The organism is Novosphingobium sp. BL-S-24, assembly GCF_055521575.1.
In genome coordinates, this window is record NZ_CM145487.1 from 610750 (window position 1) to 635381 (window position 24632).

Sequence of the window (24632 nt, forward strand, 5' to 3'; positions counted from 1 at the left end):
TTATTTGGCTTAACGCACTGTATTTATTGGAATTCCGCCACCGCGCCAAACTGTCGGCGCAATGCCTGCTTGTCGATCTTGCCGGTCATGGCGAGCGGCATCCGGTCAACCCGGATGATCGCATCGGGCATCCACCATTTGGGAAGCCGTCCCTCCAGCGCACTGCGGACTGCCGCATCGTCTGGGGCGTTCTCGTCGACCTCCAGTACGATCACCGGCCGCTCGTTCCACTTTGGATGGACACGACCGATCACGGCTACCAGCGAGACACCCGGCAGGCTGCCGACGATCGCTTCGATTTCACCCGGATTGATCCACTCCCCACCTGACTTGATCAGGTCTTTCACCCGCCCGGTTATGGAGAGGTTTCCGGCCGGATCGATCACGCCAAGGTCGCCGGTGTCGAACCACCCGCCGTCGCCGGTCGCTGCGGTCGCTTCCCCGAAATAGGCATGGACGGTGCTGGAGCCCCTAACCTGCAGGTGCCCTTCAATGCCGCGTTGTGTCTCCAGTGGAATGCCTTGCGCATCGACCAGCCGCAAGTCGACTCCCACCGGCGGCCTTCCCGATATGGCTGCGTTGCCGGGCAAGCCGGGCGCTGTGACCGTGCCAAGTGGGGAAAGCTCCGTCATGCCCCAACTCGTTTGGACGTTGACGCCCAGTCGTGCCTCGATACGATCGATGAGAGCCTGCGGCACTCCCGAACCGCCAAGGATGATGCGGCGGAGGGACGGCAGTGTTGTCCCTGTCGCCTCCAGGTGCTCGATCAGGCCAAGCCAGACGGTAGGAACGCCCACAGCCAGGGTGACTTCTTCCTGGCGGATCAGTTCAGCCAGACTTGCCCCATCATTGTGCCGACAGGGGAGAACCAAACGCGCGCCGGTTGCAGGCGCGGCCATCGGCAGTCCCCAGCCGTTGGCGTGGAACATCGGTACGGCGGCGAGAATGACGTCATCCGCACCGATCCCCATTACGTCGCTCTGCAGCAGCGCGAGAGTGACAAGGTAATTGCAACGGTGCGAATAAGGCACGCCTTTCGGCGCACCAGTAGTGCCCGAGGTGAAGCAGAGCGCCGCCTCTTCGTCCTCCGAAAACCCACCCCATGTCACGGCAGCGCCATACTTGGTTTGCAGTTGTTCCACGGTCCAAACCGGCACGTCGCCGCATTGGGGAAGCGGATGATCTGCGGCTCCAGGTTCGTCCAGCAATACAACCGCCTCGATCCCCGGACAAAGGGGGAGTATGTCCTCCACCATGCCCGACAGATCGGGGCTGATCGCAATCAGCTTGTCGCCGGCCTGGCTGATCATGTCCGCGATCTGCTTCGCGTTGAGGCGGGGGTTCAGCGTATGACAACTGACACCGATGCCGAATGCCGCGTACCAGATCTCCATATGGGAATGGCTGTTCCACGCCAGCGTGGCGATCCGCTCACCAGGGCGAATGCCAAGTGCCACGAATGCCCCTGACAGGCGATTACTGCGATCCCGCAACGCCGCGTAATCGGTGCGCATCGATGGAGCGCCCGCGCCGCCTCCAGTAACGATCTGCGCTTCGGGATTCCACTTGGCTGCGTGGTCGATGAACTTGTCGAGCGTCAACTCGTATGGACGCCGGGTGCTTATGTCCCTGCCCTGCAATGCTGCAATCTGCTGGTCGTTGCCCACCTCGCAGCCCTCCCTCTATTCGCTCTTCTCTTGCCCCAATCATGGCAGGAGCATATTAGTTATGTCAATGTTGATTTATTTTCTAGTGAATATTAATTTCGACTGATATCAGATGGCATGCAGCAGGGCGGGAACATGCTTTGCGGGAGAGAAGCAAAATGAAAAAGATCTTGCATTCGACATCTGACAACGTGTCAGCATCGGCCCGACTTTTCGGCATTCCTTGCGTCGTTCAAGACGTTGTCTTCCGTCGGTAAATTCCTTCGGGCGGGGAGCTTTCGCCACCCGGCCAAGCCATAGATGCAGGATAGTAACGTGCTGAAGAAAACCGAAGGAACCGCTGTGCAAATCAGCCCCTCTCCCCCCGAGCGCATCACCAAGTGGGGCGTGATCATGCTGCTCGCACTGACCATGTTCTCCGCATCTACGGTCGGCGGTCTGGGCGCCCCGCTGCTGGAATCGATCAAAGTCGATCTCGGTATTTCCGATCTGCAAATCGGCATGTTGTCGGGCATGGCGTCGTTGGCGCCCACCTTGCTGCTGTCGCTACCGATTGCCTGGATGGTGGATCATGGCACTCGCGTGCGACTCCTTGCCGCTCTAGCCCTGTTCTGGGGAGCAGGCACTGTCGGCATGGCATTCGTGGAGGACTTCACCAGCCTGTTCATTGCCAAGCTGGTTGGCAGCATTGGGGGCGCAACGGCCTTTCCGGTACTGATATCCATCCTGGCTGACATAACCACCCCCGCCAAACGTGGACGGGCCATGCTCGTTCTATCAATTGGCGTGTGGGCAGGCATCGCGGCATCATTCGCGATCGGCGGCACGTTGTTCGGCTACCTTGAAAAGACACCCGGCTCCGGTCTGCTGGGGCTGAGTCCCTGGCGCGAAGTCCATCTGATCATCGGCTTATTTGCCTTGGCCGCCGTGATTCCTCTGTTTTTCCTGAAAGAGCCGCCACGCTACGAAGTGGAAAAGGCAGCAGTATCTGTGCGTGATGCCATGTCCGCGCTGTGGGAAAGGCGCAAATTCCTTACGCCTTTGTTGGTCGCACAGCTGACCGGTGGATTGGCGGAAGGTGCAGCCGCCATTTGGATGGGTTCACTTTTGGTTAGACAGTATGGACTTGGCCCCGGCGAGTATGGTGTGTGGGTCGGTCTCCTGATCGTCGTTTCGGGGCTGGTCGGATCGGTCATCGGTGGTTTTGCATCCGATGCGGGACGAAAGCTGAAAATGCGGGGTGGTATTCTTCTCCCCGCGTTGATCGCCACCGCCCTCGCCATCCCGGCTGGCGCCTTTTCGATCATGCCGACAGTGGCCGGGTTTGGCTGGATGCTCTTCGCCCTATTGACGGGCGGAACAGTGGTCGCGTTGGTCTGCTCCACGTCCATTACCTTGCTCATTCCGAACGAGGAACGGGCGTTGACCCTTGCTGGAATGTCGATGATCAACAAACTGATCATGACCGGCGCTGCGCCGCCTCTGATCGGATGGATTGCCAGCAATAGCGAAGGTGCCAACGGTCTGGGGCATTCGATCGCTATTATGGGAGTGGTCACCGGCATCCTGTCGACCATTGGCTTCTGGTTCGCTATGCGCGCAGCTCCTCAGGAAGTGGCAAGTGACCCCAATGCCAAAGTGATTCCGGCAGTGAACTGACCGAAGTGTCGAAGGTAGCCAGTTCATCGCCATCTGTCGGCCGAAAAACGACGCTCCCTTCGAACTTAGTTAAACGAGAGTATAGCTCATGAATGTAGTATCGACCTATGCCAAGCGCGTTGCGATCGGGAGCATGATCGCATTGGCGATCGGCCTGGTGGTAATTGTAACGTGCAATTTTTTACTATTAATGACCGGCGGAACCCAAGTGACAACCATATGGACTGACGCAACGCTCGCTCAAATATTGATTGCCGGGTGTCCGTATCTCGTATTGGCGACGTTTGGCATTCATACACGAACAACCTGGATCACCGCGTTGGTCCTCTCGGCGGCATTCTGGTCCTATTATGTTTGGACGGTCATTCATTATGACGGGATCGGCGCGAATATTGGCTTGGGTCTGGTCATGATGGCGTCACCGGTTGCGGTTCTTGCCGGCAGCCTGCTGGCGCACTTCACGTTGCGCCGCTCTGCTCGTTCTGTGCATTGAAGCAAAGTGTTCACTACCACCAAGAAAGACGATCCAGTGTCAGCGGCTAACCACGCGAACAAGACTATCGTCATCACCGGGGGAACCGCAGGTATCGGCCTTGCGGCCGCCCGAGTGCTGGCAGAACGCGGGCACCGCCTGATCCTCATCGGAAGGGATGAAGCACGCGGCCGGTCGGCAATTCAGATGCTGCCCCCCGCACAGGGCCGCGCACATCGGTTCCTTGCGGCCGATCTGTCTCTTATGGAAAATGTACGCGCCGCAGCGGCGGAACTGGAAGCAAGCGAAACCGCAATCGATGTTCTTGCAAACAATGCAGGGACGTGGTTCCAGCATCGCGACGTTACCGCCGAGGGTATCGAGCGGACCGTGGCCATCAATCACCTCGCGTACATCGGGATGACAGTGGCCCTGAAGCCCCTGCTTGCCGCAGCCCCCGGTGCTCGCGTCATCAATACCGGTTCGTTCGTGTACCGGCAGGGGCGGTACGATCCGTTGAACCTGCAAGCAGAGAAACGTTTCTCGACCAACGCGACCTATGCCGCAACCAAGCTGTACAATCTCATGGCGACCCGCGCTCTCGCCCACCGCTGGGCCGACACCGGCATCGCCGTAAACTGTTTCAGCCCTGGCTTTGTGGCAACGGATTTCGGCAAAGGCGAAGGCGGCCTTTTCGAACCGTATTATCGATTCATCAGGCTATTTGCGAGCCGGCCGGAAAAAGGCGCGGCAACGCTTGTCCATCTCGCCGATGCGCCGGACGCTGCGCTGAACGGAGCCTATCTGGCGAATGGCCGCCCCCGCGCTGTTAAGGGGGCGGCAACTGACATGATCAAATGCGATGCGCTACTCGACTGGAGCATTCGCATGGCAGGGTTTGACCCCGACACGGTCTGAACGGGCTAGTTCACAAACCCAGACCGCCAGCCACCAGCAGCGTCTGTCCGCTGACATAGTCGCTGTCGGGGCTGCAGAAAAAGTAGACGCTTCCGGCGGCTTCGTCCGCCGTACCGGCACGGCCCAGCGGGATTTGTGCAACGATCGCGTCGCGTACGGTTTCCGGCACACCGAAGACCAGCGACTTGCCTTCTATCTGAGCTTGCGTGTCAGGATGGCCAGTAGGGAGGTTCAGCCGGGTTTCGATCAGCCCGAACGCCACGCAGTTGACGCAGACGCCGTAGCGGCCCCATTCCTTCGACAATGTCTTGGTCATCCCGACGACCGCCGATTTCGCGGCCGCGTAATTGACCTGTCCGGGGTTCCCGTTGACGCCCGAAATGGACGAGATGTTGACCACTTTACGCAGACTTTGAACGCCGGATGCCGCCTCTGCCTTTGCCAGTGCGCGCCACGGGTCGGCAGCGGCACGCAGGATCCGGAACGGCGCCGTGACGTGAACATCCAGCATCGCCTGAAACTGCTCATCAGTCTGTTTCTGGATTACGCCATCACGGGTATATCCGGCGTTGTTGACGATGATGTCCAGGTTGCCGAACTCTTCCAGCGCTGCCTGAACGATCCGCTCGCCGAAGTCCGGGGCAGTTACGCTGCCGTTGCACGCAATCGCGGTGCCACCATCGGCACGGATCGCTGCGACGACATCGTTCGCAGGAGCGTCATCAAGATCGTTGATTACTAAAGCGGCTCCGTGCGCCGCAAGCTTCAGCGCCACCGCGCGTCCAATGCCGCGGCCTGATCCAGTGACGATGGCGACCTTACCGTCCAATGTCTTCATGATGCGTGTCCGTACAATGTGACGACGCATGCGCCGCCAAGACCAAGGTTGTGTTGCATGGCGAAGCGCAGGTCCGGCACTTGCCGCCGGTCTGCCGCACCGCGCAACTGGTGGGTCAGTTCAAAGCACTGCGCCAGACCGGTAGCCCCCAGCGGATGACCTTTGGAAAGCAGGCCGCCGGAGGGGTTGGTGACATGATCGCCACCATAGGTATTACGCCCGTCGCGGATATACGCCTCAGCGCCTCCTTCGGGGCATAGGCCAAGCGCCTCATAACTGATCAGCTCGTTGCTGGTGAAGCAGTCGTGCAGTTCGATGGCCCCGATGTCCTTCGGCCCGACACCCGCCACGTCGTAGACCGTGCGTGCGGCCTCCTGGGTCATTTCATACCCGACAGCGCTCATCATCGAAGCGCCTTCGAACGTGGCCGCATAGTCGGTGGTCATCGACTGCGCGACGATCTCGACACTGGCGGAAAGGTTGTGCTTTGCCGCAAACGCTGGCGACACGATCAGCGCTGCCGCCGCGCCGCACGTTGGCGGGCACGCCTGGAAACGGGTAATCGGGCCATACAAGTGCTTGGATGCCATCACTTCCTCCAGCGTTACCGGAGCGCGAAGCAAGGCCATCGGATTGTTGGCCGCATGGGTACGAGCCTTGACTGATATAAGCCCGAACACCTCATCGGAAGTGCCATAGCGCTGCTGGTAATCCACCCCTGCCCCGCCGAATTGCTGCGCAACCAAAGGAGCGGTGTCATCGTGTCCCTGAATGCGTTCCTGCAGCGACAGATGATAGTCGAGTGTCCGCTTCCGGTCGGTGAATACCGCTCCCAATGCTCCGGGCAGCATCTGTTCGAAACCGAACGCGAGTACGCAATCCGCCTGTCCGCTTTCAATCGCGGCACGCGCCAGCCACAGAGCGGTAGAGCCGGTTGAGCAGTTGTTGTTGACGTTGACGATCGGTATGCCGGTACAGCCCACACGGTAAGCCGCTGACTGACCCGCCGTGGAATCCGCATACACATATCCGGCGTACGCCTGCTGCACCTTTTCGTAGCTTACGCCGGCATCGGCCAGCGCGAGCCGGATCGCCTTCTCGGCCATCACATCCCAGTCTTCGCTATGGCCGGGCTTGGCGAAAGGGATCATGCCTACACCGGCAATACGCGAGCGCACCATCATGCTGCTCCTCGCGCATCGGCGCGTTCGATGAAGTTCAGGAATGCCTCGGTCGAGGCCTTGTTCGTGGCGACGAGATAGTTGTGCCCGGCGCCCTTGAATTCGACATACTCGCTGCCGGGGATAATCTGATGGCTCAGGCGCCCCTGCTCTACGGCCACCGCTTTGTCCTCGTCACCGTGAAGGATCAGCACCGGCATTTTCAGACGCTCCACCGCTCGGTCACGCGTGGTGGAATAGTTGGCAATCGCTTTGGACTGCGCCCTCACACCGCGCATGGTGTAACGATCGGCAGCAACGACGCCGATGTCATGCAACGCAGCCGCACGTGGCGCTGCCGAGCCGTAGTTTTCGGGCGAAGCGGACCGGCGCATAATGGTCCGCACGATGAAGCGAGGCAGGTGATACATAAGCCCGCGAAGACCGCCCGACTCAGTCTTCTCGGTCTTCAACAACGTGCAGCCGAGCGTCGCAGATATAGTATGTTGTGGATAGGCCATCGCGAATTCGGCAGCGATACCGCCACCCATGGAAACGCCATAGACGTGCACTTTTTCCACACCAGCCGCTTTCATGACCGCCAGCGCATCGGACGCGTATTGTTCGATCGACGTCGGCGATGTGGTATCGCTACGACCGCTGCCGCGATTATCGAACCAGATTGCGCGATGTTTCTTGGTCAGTGCCGGAAGCAGCGGATACCACAGCTTCGAACTGTAGACATGACCCATGATAAGCAGGACGGGCGTGCCCTCTCCTGCCGAATCCCAGTACAAAGTTGCACCATCATTTTTAACGGTCGGCATACCGGCCTCTCCCTCAAGCCTGCACTCATGGCTGTGAAACCACCACTTTTCATTGATAATGTCAATCTTGATTAATGAATAAATTAGTTTATATCGTCGGTTCAGATAGCGGCGGTAGAGCCGGCCACGCAGACGGGAGAGCGCAAATGAACGTAGGATCAATCCGCAGCTGGCGCATCCGCGATTACTCGCCCGGAGAAGGCGTTACGTTGGGCGCTAAGTTCGGCGAAGGCGATGGCTGGATCGATGGTCAGGCGCCGGGCGACATCTATCAGGCGCTTATCATGGCGAAACGACTGCCAGACCCCTATTTCGGTCGGAATGAGGCAGAGGCAGCCTGGGTAAGAGATCGTGAATGGTGGTGGCACACGTCGATTTCCCTTCCTTCGACCGGAGCGGACGAAAGCCTGCTGTTGATATGCGAAGGTCTGGACACGTTCGCCAACGTCTTCGTGGATGGCGAACTGGTTGGCCAGGCGGACAACATGTTCCGCCGATGGGAATTCGACCTTTCGAACGTCACCCCAAAAGAGCGCCATCATCTGGCCATCTGCTTCCACCCGAGCATCGATTTTGTCGAAGGTGATATTTTGCCGGTGTGGCCTACCTTCACCGATCGGATAAGCGCCTCGCGCCGCACCTTGATGCGGAAGGCGCAATTCGGCTGGGGTTGGGATTGGGGGCCAGACTTGCCGACCGTCGGCATCAGTGGGCCCGTCCGGATAGAACGGCGCGAAGTTGCGGCAGTCAATTCGGTCAACTTCACGACACGGGCCATCGCTGACAAGGTCGCTCACGTAGAAGCTCAGGTCGATCTTCACGGAAACGGCCAAGTGGTGGTCGAGCTGTTTGATCCGGATGGCACCCTGGCTGGCAGCGGAAAGCGCAGCGGGGCTGGCGCGGTCCCGCTTACCGTCTTGGACCCTAAGCTGTGGTGGACTGCGGATCTGGGGGAACAGCCCCTCTACACCCTCGTAACGCGCGTAGCCGACGCGCCTGAGCATCGGCAAAAAGTCGGCATTCGCACCATAACAATCGATCAATCGCCCGATCCTGAAGAACCAGGCACAACATTCTTCCGCTTCATCCTGAACGGGACGCCCATCTTTGCGAAAGGAGCGTGCTGGGTTCCCGCCAGCTCATTCGTAAGCACTGTCCCTGACGAGATATACACCGATCTGCTGACGCGTGCGGTAGACTCCCACATGAACATGATGCGTGTGTGGGGCGGCGGGATCTACGAGCCGGATGTGTTCTACGACGAATGTGATCGCCTGGGACTGCTTGTATGGCAGGACTTCATGTTCGCCTGCGCGCCCTATCCCGAAGAAAGTCCATTTCTGGATAACGTCCGCGCTGAAGTTGTTGAGCAGGTCATGCGGCTTCGTCACCATGCATCCCTGGCGGTCTGGTGCGGAAACAATGAAAATCAGGCTATCCAGTTCTTCAATGACTATGCGACGGGTCAGACGAATCCGCTCGTCGGGCAGGTCATCTACGATGACCTAATTCCAAAACTGCTTTCGGCAGCCGACCCGGAAACACCCTATTGGCCGAGCAGCCCTTGGGGCGGCCCTTCCCCAAACAGCATGCGCGGCGGTGACGTTCACAACTGGACCGTCTGGCATGGCGTTTCCCCGGTCCCTGATACCGAGGCTGTCGGTGACTTTCGTTCCGATCCGGAGGGTGTCGCCTACACCCGGTATGCTGAAGACATGTCACGCTTCGTCAGCGAGTTCGGCCTGCAGGGCGCGCCTGATTTCGGCACCCTGAAGCGCTGGCTGCTGCCAGAGGACATCACCCTTGGGAGCCAGGGTTTCCTTGATCGCATTAAGGACAAGGCGGACAAGGCCACCGCCATGATGATTCCGGTTACCGGCGTACCTCAGACGATCGAGCAATTCGTGGACTTCACCATGCTTTGCCAGGCGGAAGGATTGAAGTTTGGCATAGAGCACTTCCGCCGTCGCAAGCCGCATTGCTCCGGGGCGCTGATCTGGCAACACAACGATTGCTGGCCCTGTGTCAGCTGGAGCTTGATCGACTATGACGGCGTCGCAAAAGCCAGCTACTACGCCACGACCCGTGCGTTCGCCCCCCTGCTTGCCTCGTTCCGACTTGAAGACGATGCCGCGGAACTGTGGATCACGAATGATACCTTGGAACCGGTGCGCGATGTCGTGACGATCGCGATGGCGGTAGTGCCAGGGGGCGAAGACTGGCGCCGCAAAGTCGAGATCGACGTGCCTGCGAACTCCAGCCAATGCGTCTGGCGTGGTCCGGCGGCGGCGTCCAGCGATCGAGTGCTCACGGTCCGCAGCGACGGCGGGCGTTTCCCCCGCAACCGACTGCTCCTCGCCCCGGTCAAGGATCTGCCGTTGGAGCCAAGCGCCGTCCTGAACGTCGACCATGTCTTAACGTCGTCTGGCCTTCGCTATACGATAGAGGCCAGGAGCTATGCGGTCGCCGTGTCGCTGCGATCGAACAACCCGAATCTTCGTTTCCAGGACAACCATTTCGATCTGGCAGCCGGCGATGTCGCCGAAATCCACGTTCACGATCGAACAGGTGCGCTGGTCGACCCCGAAACTGTCGAAGTGAGCTGTTTCAATTTCAAGATGCCAGCCCCCCGGCAGGCGAATTCCGCAGTATGTGCGCTGCAAGATTAAAGGAGTACGACATGCGACTTATGAATCTGCTGACGATCGTTGGCGCAACCTTGGCCTTCTCCACTTCTGCCAGCGCCGCCAGTGATCAGGCTTGGCGTCAGTTCAATGCACAAGTCGAACGGGCTTGCGTGAACGCATCGGGCATCCGGAACGCGCGCCCTTCGACAATAATCGGCTTCGACGATCGCGTCGGCATGGTCGCCATGCTTGTTTCAGACCGCTCTCGTGGGTCCAGCCGCGCCAAAATGTGTTTGTTCAACAAACGCACCAAGCAGGCGTTCGTAGACGATGCAGAAATGTGGTCCGCCCCCCCACTTCCTCGCTGACACAATTTTCCTCTTTTGGCACGGGTCGATTTGTCCAAGCATATCGACCCATGCCGTAGCCATTGAGGAACGGAAGAGTGTCTGCGACGGCCACCACGCGATGCGGTATTCGGGCGAGGCCAGTACGATAGCGCCGGCGCCATCGACGATACCCGACGAGTTCCCGCCGTGATGCACATGCATGATATCGATATCGCGATAGTCCCGCTCGACAAGTTGCCGGTACGTCAGCCCCTCTGCATTCCATTGATAGTCCATCATTCCTTCGAATGCCGGCTTCAATTCGGAAAGGCGCTCGATCGTTGTCGCGGGACGAGGGTACTGCTCGACATCCAACGCCAGCGTTCCGTCATCGCGGTAGACGGGAACAAGGCTCCGACTAAAAGCACCTTCGACTATTGCGCGGGCAGCTTTCTGTTGGCTCTGCAGAGCAAATGCGTCCAATTCCTCACGCGATACGCCTTCAAGGGCAGCGAGAAGGTCCGCGCTGATCCCTTGATGGGTCTGCGCGTGGATGGAACGCAGATGCTCCCACTAGATCTGTGGTGCAGTATGCGCCACAGACAGGTCCGCGAAAAAGATCAAAGTCAACCGCTGCGCCCGCCCAATCGAGCGCATCGCCTGTTGCGCGCGACGCTCGTAGTATTCTTAATATCAAATAAAATCGACTGATCCCGCCGTTGCGCCGAGGCAACGAATTATTTTTACGACATCAAAAACCACCAGCTTTAACGAATATCAACTAACTGTTGCATGAACGTATCAGAACATATTTGAAACCAGAGTACTTTTTACACTCCGGTTTCAGATATTATTTATCAACTATATCCTGTTAATTACCACTTTCCACGAACCGTTATACCGATAGTGCGTGGTTTCTGCCGGATTTCGGCTCTGGACAAGAAGAATTGGCGCGCTGAGACACGGCCCCGTTCATTGAAGAGGTTTTGAACGAACAATCCCAGATCGTACTGTCCCGATTGCAGTGTGGCCCGAAGCCCTACTTCATTGTACTTGCCGTACTCGATGGCATTCGGATTGTTGTTGTTTCCAAGGTTGGTGAACTGACGACCTGTGTAGGAATAGTCTGCCCGCAACCGTACTTTCGATTCCAATCCGACAGGAATAGCGTATTCGCCATAAACGTAGGCCGTAAATGGCGCAGAACCCGGCAAACGATCGCCAACCTGTGCTGTCGGCACGCCTGCAGCAATCGACTTCAGCTTGGCATCGGTATAGGCGAGCGATGTGCCAATTTCGAGCATGGGAGTTGGCCTGCCGACGATCTCCACTTCAACGCCCTTTGATGTCGCGCGGCCAGCGTTCGCCGTGTAAGGAAGCTGGCTTGACGTAAGGAGCTGCAATTGGATCTTTTTCCAATCGATATAGAAAGCTGCGGCGTTGATGCTCAAGCGATTATCGAGCAAACCCAGCTTGGTTCCAACTTCATAATTCCACAGATTGTCCGGCTTGAACACCTGGGGCAGTGATTCGCCTGTGAATGGATCAATGGGCGATACAAGATTGGTATTGCCCGTCCGGAAACCTTTTGCAGTCAAAGCATAGATCATGGTGTTGCTGTTGGGCTTATACGAAAGGCTGAATTTGGGAGTAACCGCACTATATTTGGCCGATTTCACAACCACCGATGTCGGACCATCAAAAAGCGTCTGACCTGAACGTCCTCCGAGATTTGTGGTCTCTAGCGAATAGTGGCTGTAGCGCGCGCCCGCCGTAAACATAAGCTCAGGCGTCAAATCATAGGATGCCTCACCAAAGACAGCATAGTCTTTGATCCGCGTGCGAACTCCGATGTCTTCTAAGAAATCAGTCGGAAAGAGCCCTCCATATGGCGATGCGGTCCCTGCGACACCCTGTTGCTCGATCTGCTCGCTCAAGTTGAGCTTGTAGTTCTCGTAGAAGCCTCCGATCAGCCACTTAAACGGATGTTCGCTGCTTGAGGAGAGGCGCAGTTCTTGGATGAAGTTTCTGGTCGAAAACTTGTCGATCAGCGGCGAAACGGTTGTTAGACCGGTGAGGAAATTTGCATATTCGCTGAAGTCCAGCGACGATGTAGCGTTACGCTTGAGGTAACTAGTGGCAGACGTCAGTGTCGCCCAAGGCATTTCATACGTAGCGTTTAGGCTGGCGATCTTCGTCTCGTCAGTGTTGTAATTGCGGACGCGATAGTTGGCGACGTCGCTGTCGGATTGGTAGGGTGTATATGCCGAGTCGTGCGGGCGATTGCGCTCGAATGAAAAGCTGGCAACCACATCAAAATTGTCTGCCGGTTTGACTCTAGCCAGAATGCGCCCACCGTAAAGTTTGCCTCGGTTGGTGTCCTTGCCCAGATTGGGATTGTCGATCCAGCCGGTGCTGTCGTCATAATAGCCAACCGCTCTGATTGCCGCCACATCTGTCGCGATGGGTAGGTTGACCATCCCGTTGATTGATGCGCCGACGCCGCCACCCTTCACGCTAGTGACGCTACCTTCGGCTGCGGCGCCAATGTTAGAAAGTTCAGGCTTGTTGGAGATCACGCGAATGGCGCCGCTCAGCGCGCCGGCCCCGAAAACCGTGCCCTGCGGTCCACGCAGGACTTCCACGCGTTCGACATCGAACAACTGGAGACGCGGGACGGTCCAGGGAATGACCAGATCAAGAACTGGAACGTCGTCATGATACAACGCGACGGTTTGTTGCAGATTGCCGAACACCGCTGTGGACTGCACGCCGCGCACGGCGAGGATCGCCTGACCCGAAGAGTTTTCGGTATAGGCGAGGCCTGGTACCATCTTGACGACGTCTTTGGCTTCTGTCGCACCAGACCTTTCAAGCTGCGCTTGCGACACCGCGGAAATGCTGATCGGGATGTCGCGGACAACCTCGGAACGACGCGTTGCCGTGACGACAATGTCTGAGCCAAATGTTGAATCGACGGCCGCAGTCTTATTCGAGCTGCTTTCTTGGGAACTGACGCTCCGATCCTGCGCGTAAGCACCTCCACCGAAAAAAGCCCCTAAGATCATGGCAAGCGGCGAGGCGCCAACAAGCGCTTTTGCGGCGACGTCTGTCATTCGGCAGATCATATTATTTCCCCTCATCGTTCGATGTTCCCTGTCGATCCCCTGTAACTTTGCTCACACTAACAGATCGGCGCTGCTTCGGGCATCGAAGGCACAGTCTTGCGCCTGTTTGCCCACACAGATAGGATAAAGATGACGATAATTTGAACAAATGGGACATCACCATTGCCGCCGTGAGACTACTTCACATCGATCACCGACAAAGCATTAGGCTCGATGCGTCATGAGGAATGAAAACACCAACATGGGTACGGTGATCGCTTACAAATCCTATGTCTAGCTTGTTTCCGGAATGCCCTGATCTCGTTATAATGGACAAGCGTGCTAACCATCATGCCTTGCAGATACCAGTTGCCGATCATGCCGTACAAATCTTTCGAACTGGGCGATTGAAGCCGCAAATTGGCACGTCGAAAGCTTCGCGAACATCTGCGTGGTTTGCTGTCAGTTCCGCATGGGTACCATCGGACAATTCGATCGCCAGACCATTGGGGTTAACCTCGGCCTTAGCCATCGCGGGTGGTACCGAACTGACGAAGTCCTGTAACATCAGTCTTGGTCGTTCGCGAAATATGCCATGTGGCAAGCGTGCCTTGACCAGACAATCAAGTTGCTTCGATCGGCGGAGGTCGAGATCGCGGACCCGACCACAATCGAGACGTTTGGCATTCGGGATGGATGGCGGTTAAAACGGCAGCAGAAGGTCAAGGGTGGATCTGTCCGCATCCCGAGCGAGGACGCCATGACCGCAGCGGAAGAAATCACCAAGCGTTGACTAATGGCGTCTCGCCCCCATCCCGCCTAAGAGCATCTCGCCGTCGACAGTCACCAATTGCAGTGTTGGTACTGCAGCCTCAATTACTCTCGCAACGCAGAGCGATCTGCCTTGAAGACCTCGCGGTACGAGCGACCGGCTTGTCGGTAACGAACGGGTCGGTTGGGGAACTGGGACGGGCGTTATCCTGGGCGGCCTGATCCGCTATATCACGCGTTCACCGGATTTTTACGACCCACTTACCCTGTTTATCTTATCGCCTGCTGAACAATCTGACTACCGTCATAGACAAGGCGATAACAACTCAGCTCATTCGCGCGTGGATGGCTAAGTCAATTTCTTGATCAAATTATCGCAACAAGGAGCACATGTGAAATTCGACCAGCCAATCGGGATCGCCCTCGTTGGATGTGGGCGCATCGCTCCTCTTCATCTCAAGGCTATCGCCCGAAACCCGAGTATGGTCCGTCTTGTTGCTGTGGTGGATCCGGATGGGCACCGCGCGGTGGAAGTGGCGGCAGAGTACGGCGCAAAGCATGCCTGCACGTCACTCGAAATGGCGCTCGAGCTTGAGGCTGTCGAAGCTGTGGTGCTGTGTACGCCCAATTCACTACATGCAGCACAGGTCGAGCAGGTCCTTGCGACGGGGCGTCACGTACTGGTGGAAAAACCTTTCTCTGAGACGGTGAGCGACGCAGAACGCATTGCCGCCTTGGCAGAGGCAACGGGGCTGGTGCTTGCGGCGGGACACACTTTTCGTCACGTGGAGGCCGTACGAACACTTCAGGACCGTCGGCATGAGTTTGGCCGCCTCAGAGCGGTTAGCGTTTCAATGTGCGTATTCTGGGATGGTCCGCAAGCGCCATGGTGGGCTACTCGTACCTATGATGAGGGGCTCATACTCAGCCTGTTTGCTCCCCATGCCATCGACTTCGTGCAATTGGTGGTGGGAGAGGTTGATCCTCTACGCATCCACGTCGAATCGGCCCGTCATCAACCGGGGTGGCAGGCCGAGGATGAAGCGATGATCCTGATGCGCTATCCAGACGATGTAATCGCCTCGATACACGTTTCCTATAATCAAAAGAAAATGATGAATCGCAAGGTTTGTCATTTTGAACGCGCGACCGTGCGCGTTGAAAATGGTGACGAGCTATGGATCGATGACGATCCTGCTGTGATGCCAGTGCGGGCGCAAGTTGAAAACCAAGCGCTGTTTAATGATGGAATAACGCACTTCTTTGAAACGCAGATGCATGAATTTGCACTAGCCGTTCGCGGTTTTTCCAACCGCAGTGTGCTTCACGGCTCCGCACTTCGCCAGACACGGCTCAATCGCGCAATCGTCAACGTGGCTGGTCGCGCAGCATAAGCCTAATCATGTTCGATCAATCTTGTGGCAACTCACGCGCAATGCGAAAGCCAAGGTGGCTATTTCGCTGCTCCGGAGGGTCACCAATACGCTGAGCGGCGCGAATGGTCCAATCGACCAAGCTCCAGTCCGCGCCGCGAACATTGCGCAGCTTAACATGGTCCGGTTAGCCATGCTGAGCCATCGGTCGGCGCACCGATAAAATCGTCATGGTGACAGTCCGCTACCCATTCGGCGACATTGCCCGTCATGTCATGCAAGCCGAAGCCGTTCGGTGCGTAACTGCCCACGGGAGTAGTTCGATCGAACCGGTTGCCGAAATTAGCCTTTTCATGATCGGGGACATTACCAAACAGAAACCATGTAGTTGTGCCCACACGGGCCGAGTATTCCCATTCAGACTCGCTGAGCAAGCGGTAGCGAGCGCCTGTTTTGCGAGAAATCTAATCTACATAGCTCATGACGTTGGCGTAATTTACGTTGATGACTGGGCAGCGACTGCGGCCCCAACTCTCATCAGATGGGTTGTAGCCATTACATCCGCCTTCAGAGAGGCATGCGTCCCACTGATCAAAGGTGATCTCATAGCGACTGACGGCAAACCGCTTCGCAATTATCACTGGATGTTGTGGGCTTTCCATGATGTCGAACATCTGATGCACCCCAAGAGCATCACGCTCCTGTTGCGAAGAGCCCATGATGAAACTGCCTGGACCAATCACCACCATGTCTGGACAATCGTGACAGTCGGCAAATGCCGAGCCCACTCTTGTAGGCGGGAAACTCGGGACCTTGTTAGCAGGTTTGTCCTGAGCTTGCGCGGCCACAGTACAAGACATGATCGCGCCCGCCAAAAGCAAAAGCCGTAATTTCAAGTAATACTCCTCTCACATACCGCCATTTCCCGAAGTTACTGGTGGCCATTAACCGGACGATCCGGTGACAAAACGAACGATGTCACCGGACCAAGGCATCAGAACCTGTAGCCTACTTTCACCCCGTATGTACGAAGATCGGGCAAGCCCACGACCAAGGCGGACAATGTGCTGTTATAGGGAAAGCCGTTAGCAAAAAGCCCCTGCTCACCGATTGAGGTATATGCCTTGTTATTGAACACATTGGTCGCGAACATTTCATACGAAAATGCCCCAATGGTGGTTCCGGCCCGCAAATTCACTTTGTGGCTATCTTGCGTCTTCACTATATTAGCAGCGCTTGACCACAAGCCGGACTTGAAATTGTAATCAGCACGAGTGAACCAGCTTGCATCGCCAGAGTTTAGTTCTCCATCTAGCTGAACACCCACATTGGCCGAGTATTTTGATGTTTGTGGCAATTCCTTGCCACGAAAATCGAATATGCCGGTCAAGCGCGAAACGGGGGGATTGGTGTACCCAAAATTTTCGTGTCGTTGACCGCACCGGCAGCATTGATCGTAATAAGGTCACTCACGCGCCAATTGGTTTCCAGCTCAATACCTTTCATATCGACGCTACCTGTATTGGCACTGCCGCCGAGCACGGCCGGAAGACCATTAGCGCCAACCGTTAGTAGCGAGATTGCGTTGATCTGGTTCCGCCACTGGACGTAGTAGACTGCCAGCGAAAAATTAACCCGTCGGTCAAAAAAGCTCCCTTCAAACCAATTTTGTAATTGGTGACTTTTCAGGCTCGACGGCGATCTTCACGCCTTCGTCGATAGCCTGCTGGATGACATCCTGAGTGAGTGTCAGGAACTCGGTATTGAAAGCGCCGGGATTAACGCCCTTTGACCAAGAGGCGTAACCCATCAACCCACCCGACGTTTCGTACTTCACGATGACGCGAGGAAGAAAATTCTTGTAGCTCTGCTTAAGAAGCGCTTTTCCACCGGGATAAAAACCCAGGCTCCGCAATTTCTGGTGCGAGGATGGTCGTGCCTGTGGGTTGCGAATATGCAAAAAGCTTATCCACCTGATATCGGCCTCCCGCACTCACCGACAATTCTGGAGTGAACTCGTACGTCAACGCACCAAAGAGACCCGCTGTCCGAGCGCGCGTCTTGCCGGTTTCTGCATACGTAGCGTTGGGCAGGAATCCTCCGCCAAGGCCGCTGCGGCTTGTTGCATTAAGATAGCTGACCCCCAGCGTCCCCTGAATCGAGCCGCCATTGTCGTAGGTCGCACGCAGTTCCTGTGAAATATCTTGGTTCAAGCGCTCGATCAGGTATGGATAGTCAAAATAGGGGCGCTGCGGGCTGCCGAAGTTGTTCGGAAGCAGGACCGATCCTTGATTGTCTAGATCAACAAGAACGCTGAATTCTTCACGGTTGAATGACGTCAGGCTCGATACGGTCACACCTGTATCACCAATCTCCCAGTCGATGCCGAGATGAGTATGGTAAAAATTTCTTAATAGGCCGTAGCCCTTTACCCCCTTATCGTAGTCGAAGATGCGACCAGCAACATTGCGAACCCAATTTTGGACTACATCGTCGAACTGGGTACTGGTGGATGGGCCGGTGACAAGGCGTGGCGTTGTGCCGCAAAAAAACGGGTAAGGCGTCGGCGTACCTTGTCCAGCGACTGCGGATGTGCTGCCAGTGAGAGTGCAATTCGATTGGTTGGCGACCACTAAGTTGCCTGCTGCATCCCGGATTTCATGAGCACCAATCAGCCCATTAGCCGGGTGATTATCGTCGTCTCGCGAGTAGATGCCGAACGCTTTAACGGTAAGGTTGGACGCAGGCGTAAACACGAGCATTGCGGAAATGTTGCGGCTTGACTGGTCCCCCAGCGTCTCGCGTGAGAAGGTATTGCGCCAAGAACCATCCTTGCCGAAACCATCTCCACTCAAACGAAAGGCCAGTAGATCGCGGACGATGGGCCCTTCGATGTCGGCATGGAATGAATAATTATTGCGGGTGCCGAGCATACCTCGGACAGACCCCATCCAATCGTTGCCGGGCACTTTGTTCACAACATTTACAGCGCTAGCGAAGGTGCTGCGTCCGAAGTATGTAGCCTGCGGGCCTTTTAGAATCTGAATACGCGCAGGATCTGAAATGGACGAAAGTGCGGATACCGAAGAGATCGGCGAGCCGTCAATAAACATCGACGAAGTTGTCGAGCGGGTGGATGATGGAGTGAAGCCACGCATGATGAATTGCTGATATGTTCGGTCGGTGCGCCCTGAACCGTTTTGATTAACATTGAGACCAGGCGTACTTTCGGACATCTTCATGATCGTGTCGATGCCGCGTTGCTCCAAAGCCTGCGATGAGAACGCGGATATGGATACGGGTGTCTCGAGAAGATTTTCTTCACGCTTACGGGCAGTGACGACGATGTCACCGCCGACGCTTGAAGATGCCTCTGTTTGCCCGGACTCGTTGGCAGTCTGGGCACAGACAGCAACCGGCGTAGCGGCGGCAAGTGATAGGGCACCACAGCTCGTGCGCATGAGCAGTCGACCATTCCTCATTCTATTCCCCTGGTTCGTTTAAGTGTCCGGCGGACAGCTTCAAAATGGCCACGCCTTAAACGTCACTCACTCACAATAATCGCTTATCGAAATTGTGATCCTTATCAGAATGCTGGCATGTCACAGGCCATGTTGCTTACAATTTACACCACAAAGATTGACCGTTGTTCGGATATCTCGACGACCTTGCGCCATCTCGTCGGTTAACAATGATAATGCTATGAGGCCCCAGCCTGAGTTGAAAAGCCCAATAAAGCCTGAGCAAACATACGTGATCCAGATCGGCCCTGTACCTACGTTCGACCATATCAAGATGGTCACCACATGGCCCAGCGCACCGAATAGATAAGCGTTTCGCTTACCAAGAACACGCGCTGCCATCACCCAAAACGGTGAGACCACCATCACCACACCACCTGCAATTGCGACCAAGATGCCAAGCTGGACCAAGGCGTCGCTTCGCCCCATGTTGTAGGTGATGAAAAAAGCCATCGCGGCTGAGCAGGTCCCGGCTGCGACGGTCATAGCTGCGGAGGACATGCAAAGAATGCGGAAGGGTCGAAAAGTCAGTGTCCGAAGTAGACCCCGTAAAGACAAGTTCTCGCTCCAGTGGGATGATCACTGGCACCTTGTGGACGGCATTCCACGCAGCAACAAGACTGATAGCAGTGAGCCCACCGAGCACTGCCGCACCGGTCACATAAGCCCTGCGATCGCCCCCAAGCTCATGGATCAACCATGGGGTAAGCGCTGATCCAAGAAGTAGGCCCGCGCCAGTCCAAGCATGTTTCCAGGCCATGAGCACCGTCCGCTCCTGCGGGTCACTGCTAATCTCCGAAAAATGCGCAAGGTATGGAACAGAAAAGCTCGCGAACGTAATCATGTAAAAGCTGAAGGTCACGACTACGTACGCGATCTGAATACCGAGCGAAGCGTCAGGCACGAAGAAGGCTGCGATCATCGCGAAAGGCGCCAGGCATGCTCCGACCAACAGCCAATTGCGTCGGGCAAAACGGTGCAAATTACGGTCAGAGACCACACCGACTGAGAAATCGCCCAGCGCACCAATCATCACCTTCGGCACAAAAATTGTGGCGCCTGCCACAGCAGGAGGAATGCCAACGATGCTGATCAGATAATAGAGCAGAAGGATCATCGGCACGTCGCGAAACAGCTGATTTCCCACGTTGCCCATGCCGTAGAGCGCCTTAGTGCTCGTTCGTAGCAACCTGCTTTCAGGCCCGACGCCATGCATGCCAATATCTCCAACTTCTTTGTGCCAAACCGAACGTAACCGAACGGCTATCAACCAACCCGCTGCAGGCGAACAGTTATCGCCAAGCGGAAGTTTGCACGATTGATTCGCTCGCAGCAGAGCCTTGCGCCAACACCGACCGTCCAAACAAAATGTCCGAAAAGAGGTCTACACTGCCTTTTACAACGGAATGCGAAAGTGGCTGATGGCGCCGCAGAGCACGTCGTCCGTCGCTGTCGGCAGGAACAATGGGACGTTTAGCAAGCCAACCTCGTCTTCCACCAGCGCGGCAATGCTTTCGGGAGGATCATGCAATTGCTCTGAATGTTGGGCAAGTTTCGGTCTATTTCGAGGTTGGTCCGCATCCGGGGGCTCGCGCGAGGGCCAGAAAGTAGTTCGTGCTGATCCCAAGACTGAACTGCCGTTGAAATCCATGGGCGCCACGTTGCCACCAGAGTGTCTACGCCTACGTACCCCATCATGGAACGCGGCACCTGACCAAGATGTCCACGCGCGGCAAACCCTGAGCGAAATGCCACTTGTTTAGCACCCGCTGCACGCTTCTGCGGAAATAACTCATCGGGACTAGACGATCCTGAAGGCCGAAGTCGAAAACGCAATCCCGGTGCAAAACTGATGCTAGTCTAGCACATAATCACCGGCTGTGCTTAAAGTCGCACAATAGGGTGCGCGCCATACGCTTTGGCCGAATCCAAGCCATATAGTTCTGCAGACGAGCAGTGGGTCCGCCGCATTGCCCGAAAGGCGGATACAAAATGGCTCAGACAGCGGTTCAAAACATAAGTTCGATAAATTTCCCCATATATCGGGTCGGATACGACCTGATCTTCGACCAATTGTAGAATTTATCTTTCTTTGGAGCTTCCTCGAGTGCCTGCTGACGAACCACAAACCAAGCCAGCCGGTTTGAAGATCACCGTCCCAGCGCTCGAAATCCCCCCTCCACCTGGCGAGATTATATCATGACGATGAAACGCAGCTATGCTGATGGCCCATTCGGCCAAATTCATTTTAAATATGCTAGGCGGGGTAGGCCGCTGATCCTGCTGCACCAGGCAATTATGGATTCCGGCCAGTTTGACCACGTCATAGGACCGCTAATTGCCCGCGACCTTCGTCCAATCGCAATCGACATTCCCGGGTTCGGGCAATCCGATCAAACGATCCATCCGCCCACTATCGCCGATTATTCGCGCGCTATCATGCCGGTGTTAGACGCACTTGGCATTCAGCGAGCAGCAGTAGCGGGCCATCATACCGGTGCGCTGATCGCTACGGAAGTTGCACTTTCGCACGCGGAGCGAATTGACGCCGTGGTGTTGGCCGGCCCGATGATCATCAGCGAAGACGAAAGACGGGCTGGCTTTATTAATCTCGTAGATAAGGAAAAGGAATTTGCTGCTAAACCCAAAGGGGCCCATTTCGTAGAGGTTGCCAAGATCCGCGAAATGCTCTCGAATGGCAGCATCGGGCCGGATCGGATTAGCGAGTATGTCGTTCAGGCTATGGCGGCTTATCACAAAGGTGCCTATTGGTATGGGCACAATGCCGCTTTCACGTATCGTCACGAAGAACCGTTAAAAAAAATCACCCAGCCAACATTGCTTTTGACCAACACCGGCGATGTCACACACCCCTATGCTCAGGCAGCATACCGACTACGTCCTGACTTTGACTGGTTTGAGATAGAGGGCGGAGGTATCGACATATGCGATCAGCAGCCCTTGGCTTGGGCCAACGCTATTGCCGATTTTCTCGACCTTCATGCATACCAAGATGGTTGATAAGAAGATGCTGTCGTCTTCTTCGTGATATCCTGCGACGGCGGCATGACGGCAAAGCGAACGGGTCTCAGTATGAAAAGAGCGGCAGCGGCCGCTCTTTTCCCAATCAAGCCATTTTGGGAGCTTCAGAAAGTTGTCGCAAGTGACAGTCGCCAAGTGCGGGGCTCAGCCATGAAGCGAGGCCATATGCTTGCGAAGCCAAATCCGGTGGTCCAATAACGTTCGTCAGTCAGGTTCTTGCCTTGCAGGCGCAATGTCCATGACTTCACGCGATAGCCGACATATGCATCGACAAGCGTGGTCGAGGGGACATGACCAATAAACAGGTTGTCTGGCGTAGCGAAATAATCGGCGCGCACGTTCACGTTGCCGCCTAGCAGGAAATTGCCAGGCCCTACTTCGATGTCGAGATCGGCACCGCCCGTGATTTGATACTTGAATACATTGGTCATGTCATTGCCGACATAAGGGCTATCAGCCAGGGTGCCGCTGCCCTGCTTGTATTTTCCATCGTTATAGACGCCGTTCGCCCAAAGCGTTAGCGGCCGGATAGGACGGAAGCTCAGTTCCGCTTCGATCCCCTTGTGCTTGGCGGCGTAGTTCTGTGTCAGGAATTCGCCGGTTGAACTGACGAGTTGTTGCTGAATACTGCTATAGTCGTTGATGAAAGCCGATATGTTGAGGCGGCCGCGTCCTTCCAGGAAGCCAGTCTTAATACCAACCTCGTAAGCCTTGACCTTCTGTGGGGCGAAAGGCGAATTTAAAGCGAGAGCGCTGTCAGCAAGGCCGTTGTAACCACCGGCCTTGTAGCCTTCGCTGTATGATGCATAAGCCATGATTTCAGGCGTGATCTGATAATCGACGCCAACCTTCGGCAGGAAGTCCTTGAACTTATCGCTGCGGACCACAGGCAAACCGGTGATAAACGCATTGAGGGACTTGTGGTCTTCCATGTATCGACCGCCCAAAGTGACGGTTATTCCCTCAAACGGATGCAGGCCTATCTGGCCGAATGCAGCATAACTGTTGGTCTTGATGCCAAGGCGATTGGACGAAGGGGTGAAAAAGATGCTGCTATCGATCTGCTGATCACCGGTTTCGTGGAAGTAATATACGCCGGCCACGTACGTCAGAAAGCCGTCGAAAGACGAACCCTGCAACTGTACTTCCTGGCTAAACGATTCGTTGGTGCTGAGGCTTGTGCGATTGAAAAGCGCGAGCGGAGTATCGGTCGGTGCACCGATGGCGAAGGACGCGGGGACTCCACCGCTGAAGTCGGTGGCCCAATCATCCTTGAGACGCGACCATCCGGTAATCGAACTAATCGAGATGGAGTCAGTGATGTCGGCCTTTACGTTGAGGCTTGTGCCGTATTGCCGTGATCGGGTAAAAGACGGTGTCGGCGACAGCACCTTACGATACGAGCCCGACCATGGGCGCACGGCCTTATAGCCCTCATCGGCATTGGTCGGATCGATGGAGACCGGGTAAAGGCCATCGCTGGTGTAGTGTGAGTAAAACCCTTTGAGCCGCGCGGTAATGGTATCGCCAGCGTAATAAAGATCGCCTTGAAAACCCTGAAATTCTTCTGCGCCTACTTTCTTGCCAAGCGTGACGTTGTATTGACGCCCGCCATCACGATCGCGAACGATCCCCGAGAAGCCGGCGCGCAGCTTGCCATCTTCGGTAACTGGGCCGCTGAACGAGGCCTTGCCATACACCTCGTTCCACGAACCGATGCCTAATTCCGCTTTACCACCGAAGTCACTCCCTGGTACCCGGGTAATGAACTTGAGGGCGCCGGCTGAACTGTTCCGGCCATAAAGAGTGCCTTGCGGCCCGCGAAGCACTTCGACTCGCTCAATATCAAGTGCCTCGATGAAAGAAGCTGCAGCGCGAGGCTGGTAGACATCGTCGATATAAATGCCGACTTCCGGCTCGGACGTGACATTCGCGCCATCGGTTACTCCGCCTCCGCGGATAAACGGTGTAATCCCCGCAGAGCCACCTGTGACGCCGACGATCTGCACATTGGGAGCGATCTGGCTGATGTCTCGAGCGTTACGCACCTGAAGCCGATCGAGTGCTTCGCCCGAGAATGCGCTTACAGCGACAGGAGCGCGCTGGATCGACTGCTCTGTACGGCTCGCTGTGACAACAATATCGCCAAGGCCTTCACTTGATCCTATCGCGTCGCTCGTCGTGCCCTGACCGTAAGCGACTGGCGTAAGAGCTAAGGATGCCAGGGTAGATCCAGTTAACAAAAAAACTTTCATGTTATTTGTCTTCATCGTAGCTCACCCTGCCATACGAATAAAATTGTTGCAGACGATATTTACATG

At 56.1% G+C, this 24632-nt stretch carries 18 protein-coding genes and 2 pseudogenes; 6 read left to right on the forward strand and 14 right to left on the reverse strand.

Annotation, left to right across the window (positions count from 1 at the left end; all coding sequences use genetic code 11):
• Positions 1 to 23 precede the first annotated feature (23 nt).
• Positions 24 to 1667, reverse strand: coding sequence for an AMP-binding protein (locus ACZ1JM_RS02750; protein WP_465131621.1), 1644 nt, complete (start codon positions 1665 to 1667; stop codon positions 24 to 26).
• 315 nt (positions 1668 to 1982) lie between these two features.
• Here ACZ1JM_RS02750 and ACZ1JM_RS02755 point away from each other — a divergent pair, with 315 nt between their 5' ends.
• The 3 genes from ACZ1JM_RS02755 (at position 1983) to ACZ1JM_RS02765 (ending at position 4716) form a co-directional block, all read left to right on the forward strand.
• A complete protein-coding gene (locus ACZ1JM_RS02755; RefSeq protein WP_465131622.1) occupies positions 1983 to 3326 on the forward strand; it encodes an MFS transporter in 1344 nt (447 codons plus the stop codon).
• A gap of 88 nt (positions 3327 to 3414) precedes the next feature.
• On the forward strand, positions 3415 to 3819 hold the full coding sequence (locus tag ACZ1JM_RS02760; RefSeq protein WP_465131623.1) for a hypothetical protein: 405 nt from the start codon (positions 3415 to 3417) through the stop codon (positions 3817 to 3819).
• A 6-nt stretch (positions 3820 to 3825) separates the two neighbouring features.
• On the forward strand, positions 3826 to 4716 hold the full coding sequence (locus ACZ1JM_RS02765; RefSeq protein ID WP_465131624.1) for an SDR family NAD(P)-dependent oxidoreductase: 891 nt from the start codon (positions 3826 to 3828) through the stop codon (positions 4714 to 4716).
• 10 nt (positions 4717 to 4726) lie between these two features.
• Here ACZ1JM_RS02765 and ACZ1JM_RS02770 read toward each other — a convergent pair whose 3' ends face one another.
• The 3 genes from ACZ1JM_RS02770 to ACZ1JM_RS02780 are packed head-to-tail and all read right to left on the reverse strand — an operon-like array spanning position 4727 to position 7541.
• Positions 4727 to 5554: an SDR family NAD(P)-dependent oxidoreductase gene (locus ACZ1JM_RS02770; protein WP_465131625.1), complete on the reverse strand. Its 828-nt coding sequence runs from the start codon at positions 5552 to 5554 to the stop codon at positions 4727 to 4729.
• Entirely contained in the window at positions 5551 to 6738 is a 1188-nt protein-coding gene (locus ACZ1JM_RS02775; RefSeq protein WP_465131626.1) for a lipid-transfer protein, read from the reverse strand. Before ACZ1JM_RS02775 ends, ACZ1JM_RS02770 begins: the two co-directional genes overlap by 4 nt.
• Entirely contained in the window at positions 6735 to 7541 is an 807-nt protein-coding gene (locus ACZ1JM_RS02780) for an alpha/beta fold hydrolase (RefSeq protein WP_465131627.1), read from the reverse strand. Before ACZ1JM_RS02780 ends, ACZ1JM_RS02775 begins: the two co-directional genes overlap by 4 nt.
• 146 nt (positions 7542 to 7687) lie before the next feature.
• Here ACZ1JM_RS02780 and ACZ1JM_RS02785 point away from each other — a divergent pair, with 146 nt between their 5' ends.
• Positions 7688 to 10210 (forward strand): beta-mannosidase, encoded by a 2523-nt coding sequence (locus tag ACZ1JM_RS02785; protein ID WP_465131628.1) that lies wholly within the window; start codon positions 7688 to 7690, stop codon positions 10208 to 10210.
• Between the two features lie 212 nt (positions 10211 to 10422).
• Here the strand turns inward: ACZ1JM_RS02785 and ACZ1JM_RS02790 are convergent, their stop codons facing one another.
• Together ACZ1JM_RS02790 and ACZ1JM_RS02795 are read right to left on the reverse strand one after the other, a co-directional pair.
• Positions 10423 to 11061 (reverse strand): thiolase family protein, encoded by a 639-nt coding sequence (locus ACZ1JM_RS02790; protein WP_465132562.1) that lies wholly within the window; start codon positions 11059 to 11061, stop codon positions 10423 to 10425.
• A gap of 311 nt (positions 11062 to 11372) precedes the next feature.
• Positions 11373 to 13613, reverse strand: coding sequence for a TonB-dependent receptor (locus tag ACZ1JM_RS02795; RefSeq protein ID WP_465131629.1), 2241 nt, complete (start codon positions 13611 to 13613; stop codon positions 11373 to 11375).
• A gap of 1154 nt (positions 13614 to 14767) precedes the next feature.
• On the opposite strand from ACZ1JM_RS02795, the gene ACZ1JM_RS02800 reads away from it, so the two are divergent.
• Positions 14768 to 15769 (forward strand): Gfo/Idh/MocA family protein, encoded by a 1002-nt coding sequence (locus ACZ1JM_RS02800; RefSeq protein WP_465131630.1) that lies wholly within the window; start codon positions 14768 to 14770, stop codon positions 15767 to 15769.
• Between the two features lie 152 nt (positions 15770 to 15921).
• Here ACZ1JM_RS02800 and ACZ1JM_RS02805 read toward each other — a convergent pair.
• The 7 genes and pseudogenes from ACZ1JM_RS02805 to ACZ1JM_RS02835 form a co-directional block, all read right to left on the reverse strand.
• A pseudogene (locus ACZ1JM_RS02805) lies at positions 15922 to 16608 on the reverse strand (formylglycine-generating enzyme family protein).
• 134 nt (positions 16609 to 16742) lie between these two features.
• Positions 16743 to 17138 carry a hypothetical protein gene (locus tag ACZ1JM_RS02810; protein WP_465131631.1) on the reverse strand — a complete coding sequence of 132 codons (396 nt, stop codon included), beginning with the start codon at positions 17136 to 17138 and terminating at the stop codon, positions 16743 to 16745.
• A 267-nt stretch (positions 17139 to 17405) separates the two neighbouring features.
• On the reverse strand, positions 17406 to 17585 hold the full coding sequence (locus ACZ1JM_RS02815) for a hypothetical protein (protein WP_465131632.1): 180 nt from the start codon (positions 17583 to 17585) through the stop codon (positions 17406 to 17408).
• Between the two features lie 34 nt (positions 17586 to 17619).
• Entirely contained in the window at positions 17620 to 19209 is a 1590-nt protein-coding gene (locus tag ACZ1JM_RS02820) for a TonB-dependent receptor (protein WP_465131633.1), read from the reverse strand.
• Positions 19210 to 19350: 141 nt separating this feature from the next.
• Entirely contained in the window at positions 19351 to 19770 is a 420-nt protein-coding gene (locus ACZ1JM_RS02825) for an MFS transporter (protein WP_465131634.1), read from the reverse strand.
• A 97-nt stretch (positions 19771 to 19867) separates the two neighbouring features.
• A pseudogene (locus ACZ1JM_RS02830) lies at positions 19868 to 20485 on the reverse strand (MFS transporter); the annotation flags it as partial.
• A 180-nt stretch (positions 20486 to 20665) separates the two neighbouring features.
• Positions 20666 to 20800 (reverse strand): hypothetical protein, encoded by a 135-nt coding sequence (locus ACZ1JM_RS02835; RefSeq protein WP_465131635.1) that lies wholly within the window; start codon positions 20798 to 20800, stop codon positions 20666 to 20668.
• 674 nt (positions 20801 to 21474) lie between these two features.
• On the opposite strand from ACZ1JM_RS02835, the gene ACZ1JM_RS02840 reads away from it, so the two are divergent.
• Positions 21475 to 22290 (forward strand): alpha/beta fold hydrolase, encoded by an 816-nt coding sequence (locus ACZ1JM_RS02840; RefSeq protein WP_465131636.1) that lies wholly within the window; start codon positions 21475 to 21477, stop codon positions 22288 to 22290.
• Between the two features lie 125 nt (positions 22291 to 22415).
• Here the strand turns inward: ACZ1JM_RS02840 and ACZ1JM_RS02845 are convergent, their stop codons facing one another.
• The gene (locus ACZ1JM_RS02845; protein ID WP_465131637.1) at positions 22416 to 24581 is read right to left on the reverse strand and encodes a TonB-dependent receptor; all 2166 of its coding nucleotides are present in this window, start codon (positions 24579 to 24581) and stop codon (positions 22416 to 22418) included.
• Between the last annotated feature and the right edge of the window lie 51 nt (positions 24582 to 24632).

Coding starts and splice junctions, on each gene's coding strand:
- ACZ1JM_RS02760 (WP_465131623.1), top strand. CDS start 3,415: ATGAATGTAGTATCGACCTATGCCAAGCGCGTTGCGATCGGGAGCATG.
- ACZ1JM_RS02770 (WP_465131625.1), bottom strand. CDS start 5,554: ATGAAGACATTGGACGGTAAGGTCGCCATCGTCACTGGATCAGGCCGC.
- ACZ1JM_RS02775 (WP_465131626.1), bottom strand. CDS start 6,738: ATGATGGTGCGCTCGCGTATTGCCGGTGTAGGCATGATCCCTTTCGCC.
- ACZ1JM_RS02780 (WP_465131627.1), bottom strand. CDS start 7,541: ATGCCGACCGTTAAAAATGATGGTGCAACTTTGTACTGGGATTCGGCA.
- ACZ1JM_RS02785 (WP_465131628.1), top strand. CDS start 7,688: ATGAACGTAGGATCAATCCGCAGCTGGCGCATCCGCGATTACTCGCCC.
- ACZ1JM_RS02795 (WP_465131629.1), bottom strand. CDS start 13,613: ATGACAGACGTCGCCGCAAAAGCGCTTGTTGGCGCCTCGCCGCTTGCC.
- ACZ1JM_RS02820 (WP_465131633.1), bottom strand. CDS start 19,209: ATGCGCACGAGCTGTGGTGCCCTATCACTTGCCGCCGCTACGCCGGTT.
- ACZ1JM_RS02825 (WP_465131634.1), bottom strand. CDS start 19,770: ATGTCCTCCGCAGCTATGACCGTCGCAGCCGGGACCTGCTCAGCCGCG.
- ACZ1JM_RS02840 (WP_465131636.1), top strand. CDS start 21,475: ATGAAACGCAGCTATGCTGATGGCCCATTCGGCCAAATTCATTTTAAA.
- ACZ1JM_RS02845 (WP_465131637.1), bottom strand. CDS start 24,581: ATGAAGACAAATAACATGAAAGTTTTTTTGTTAACTGGATCTACCCTG.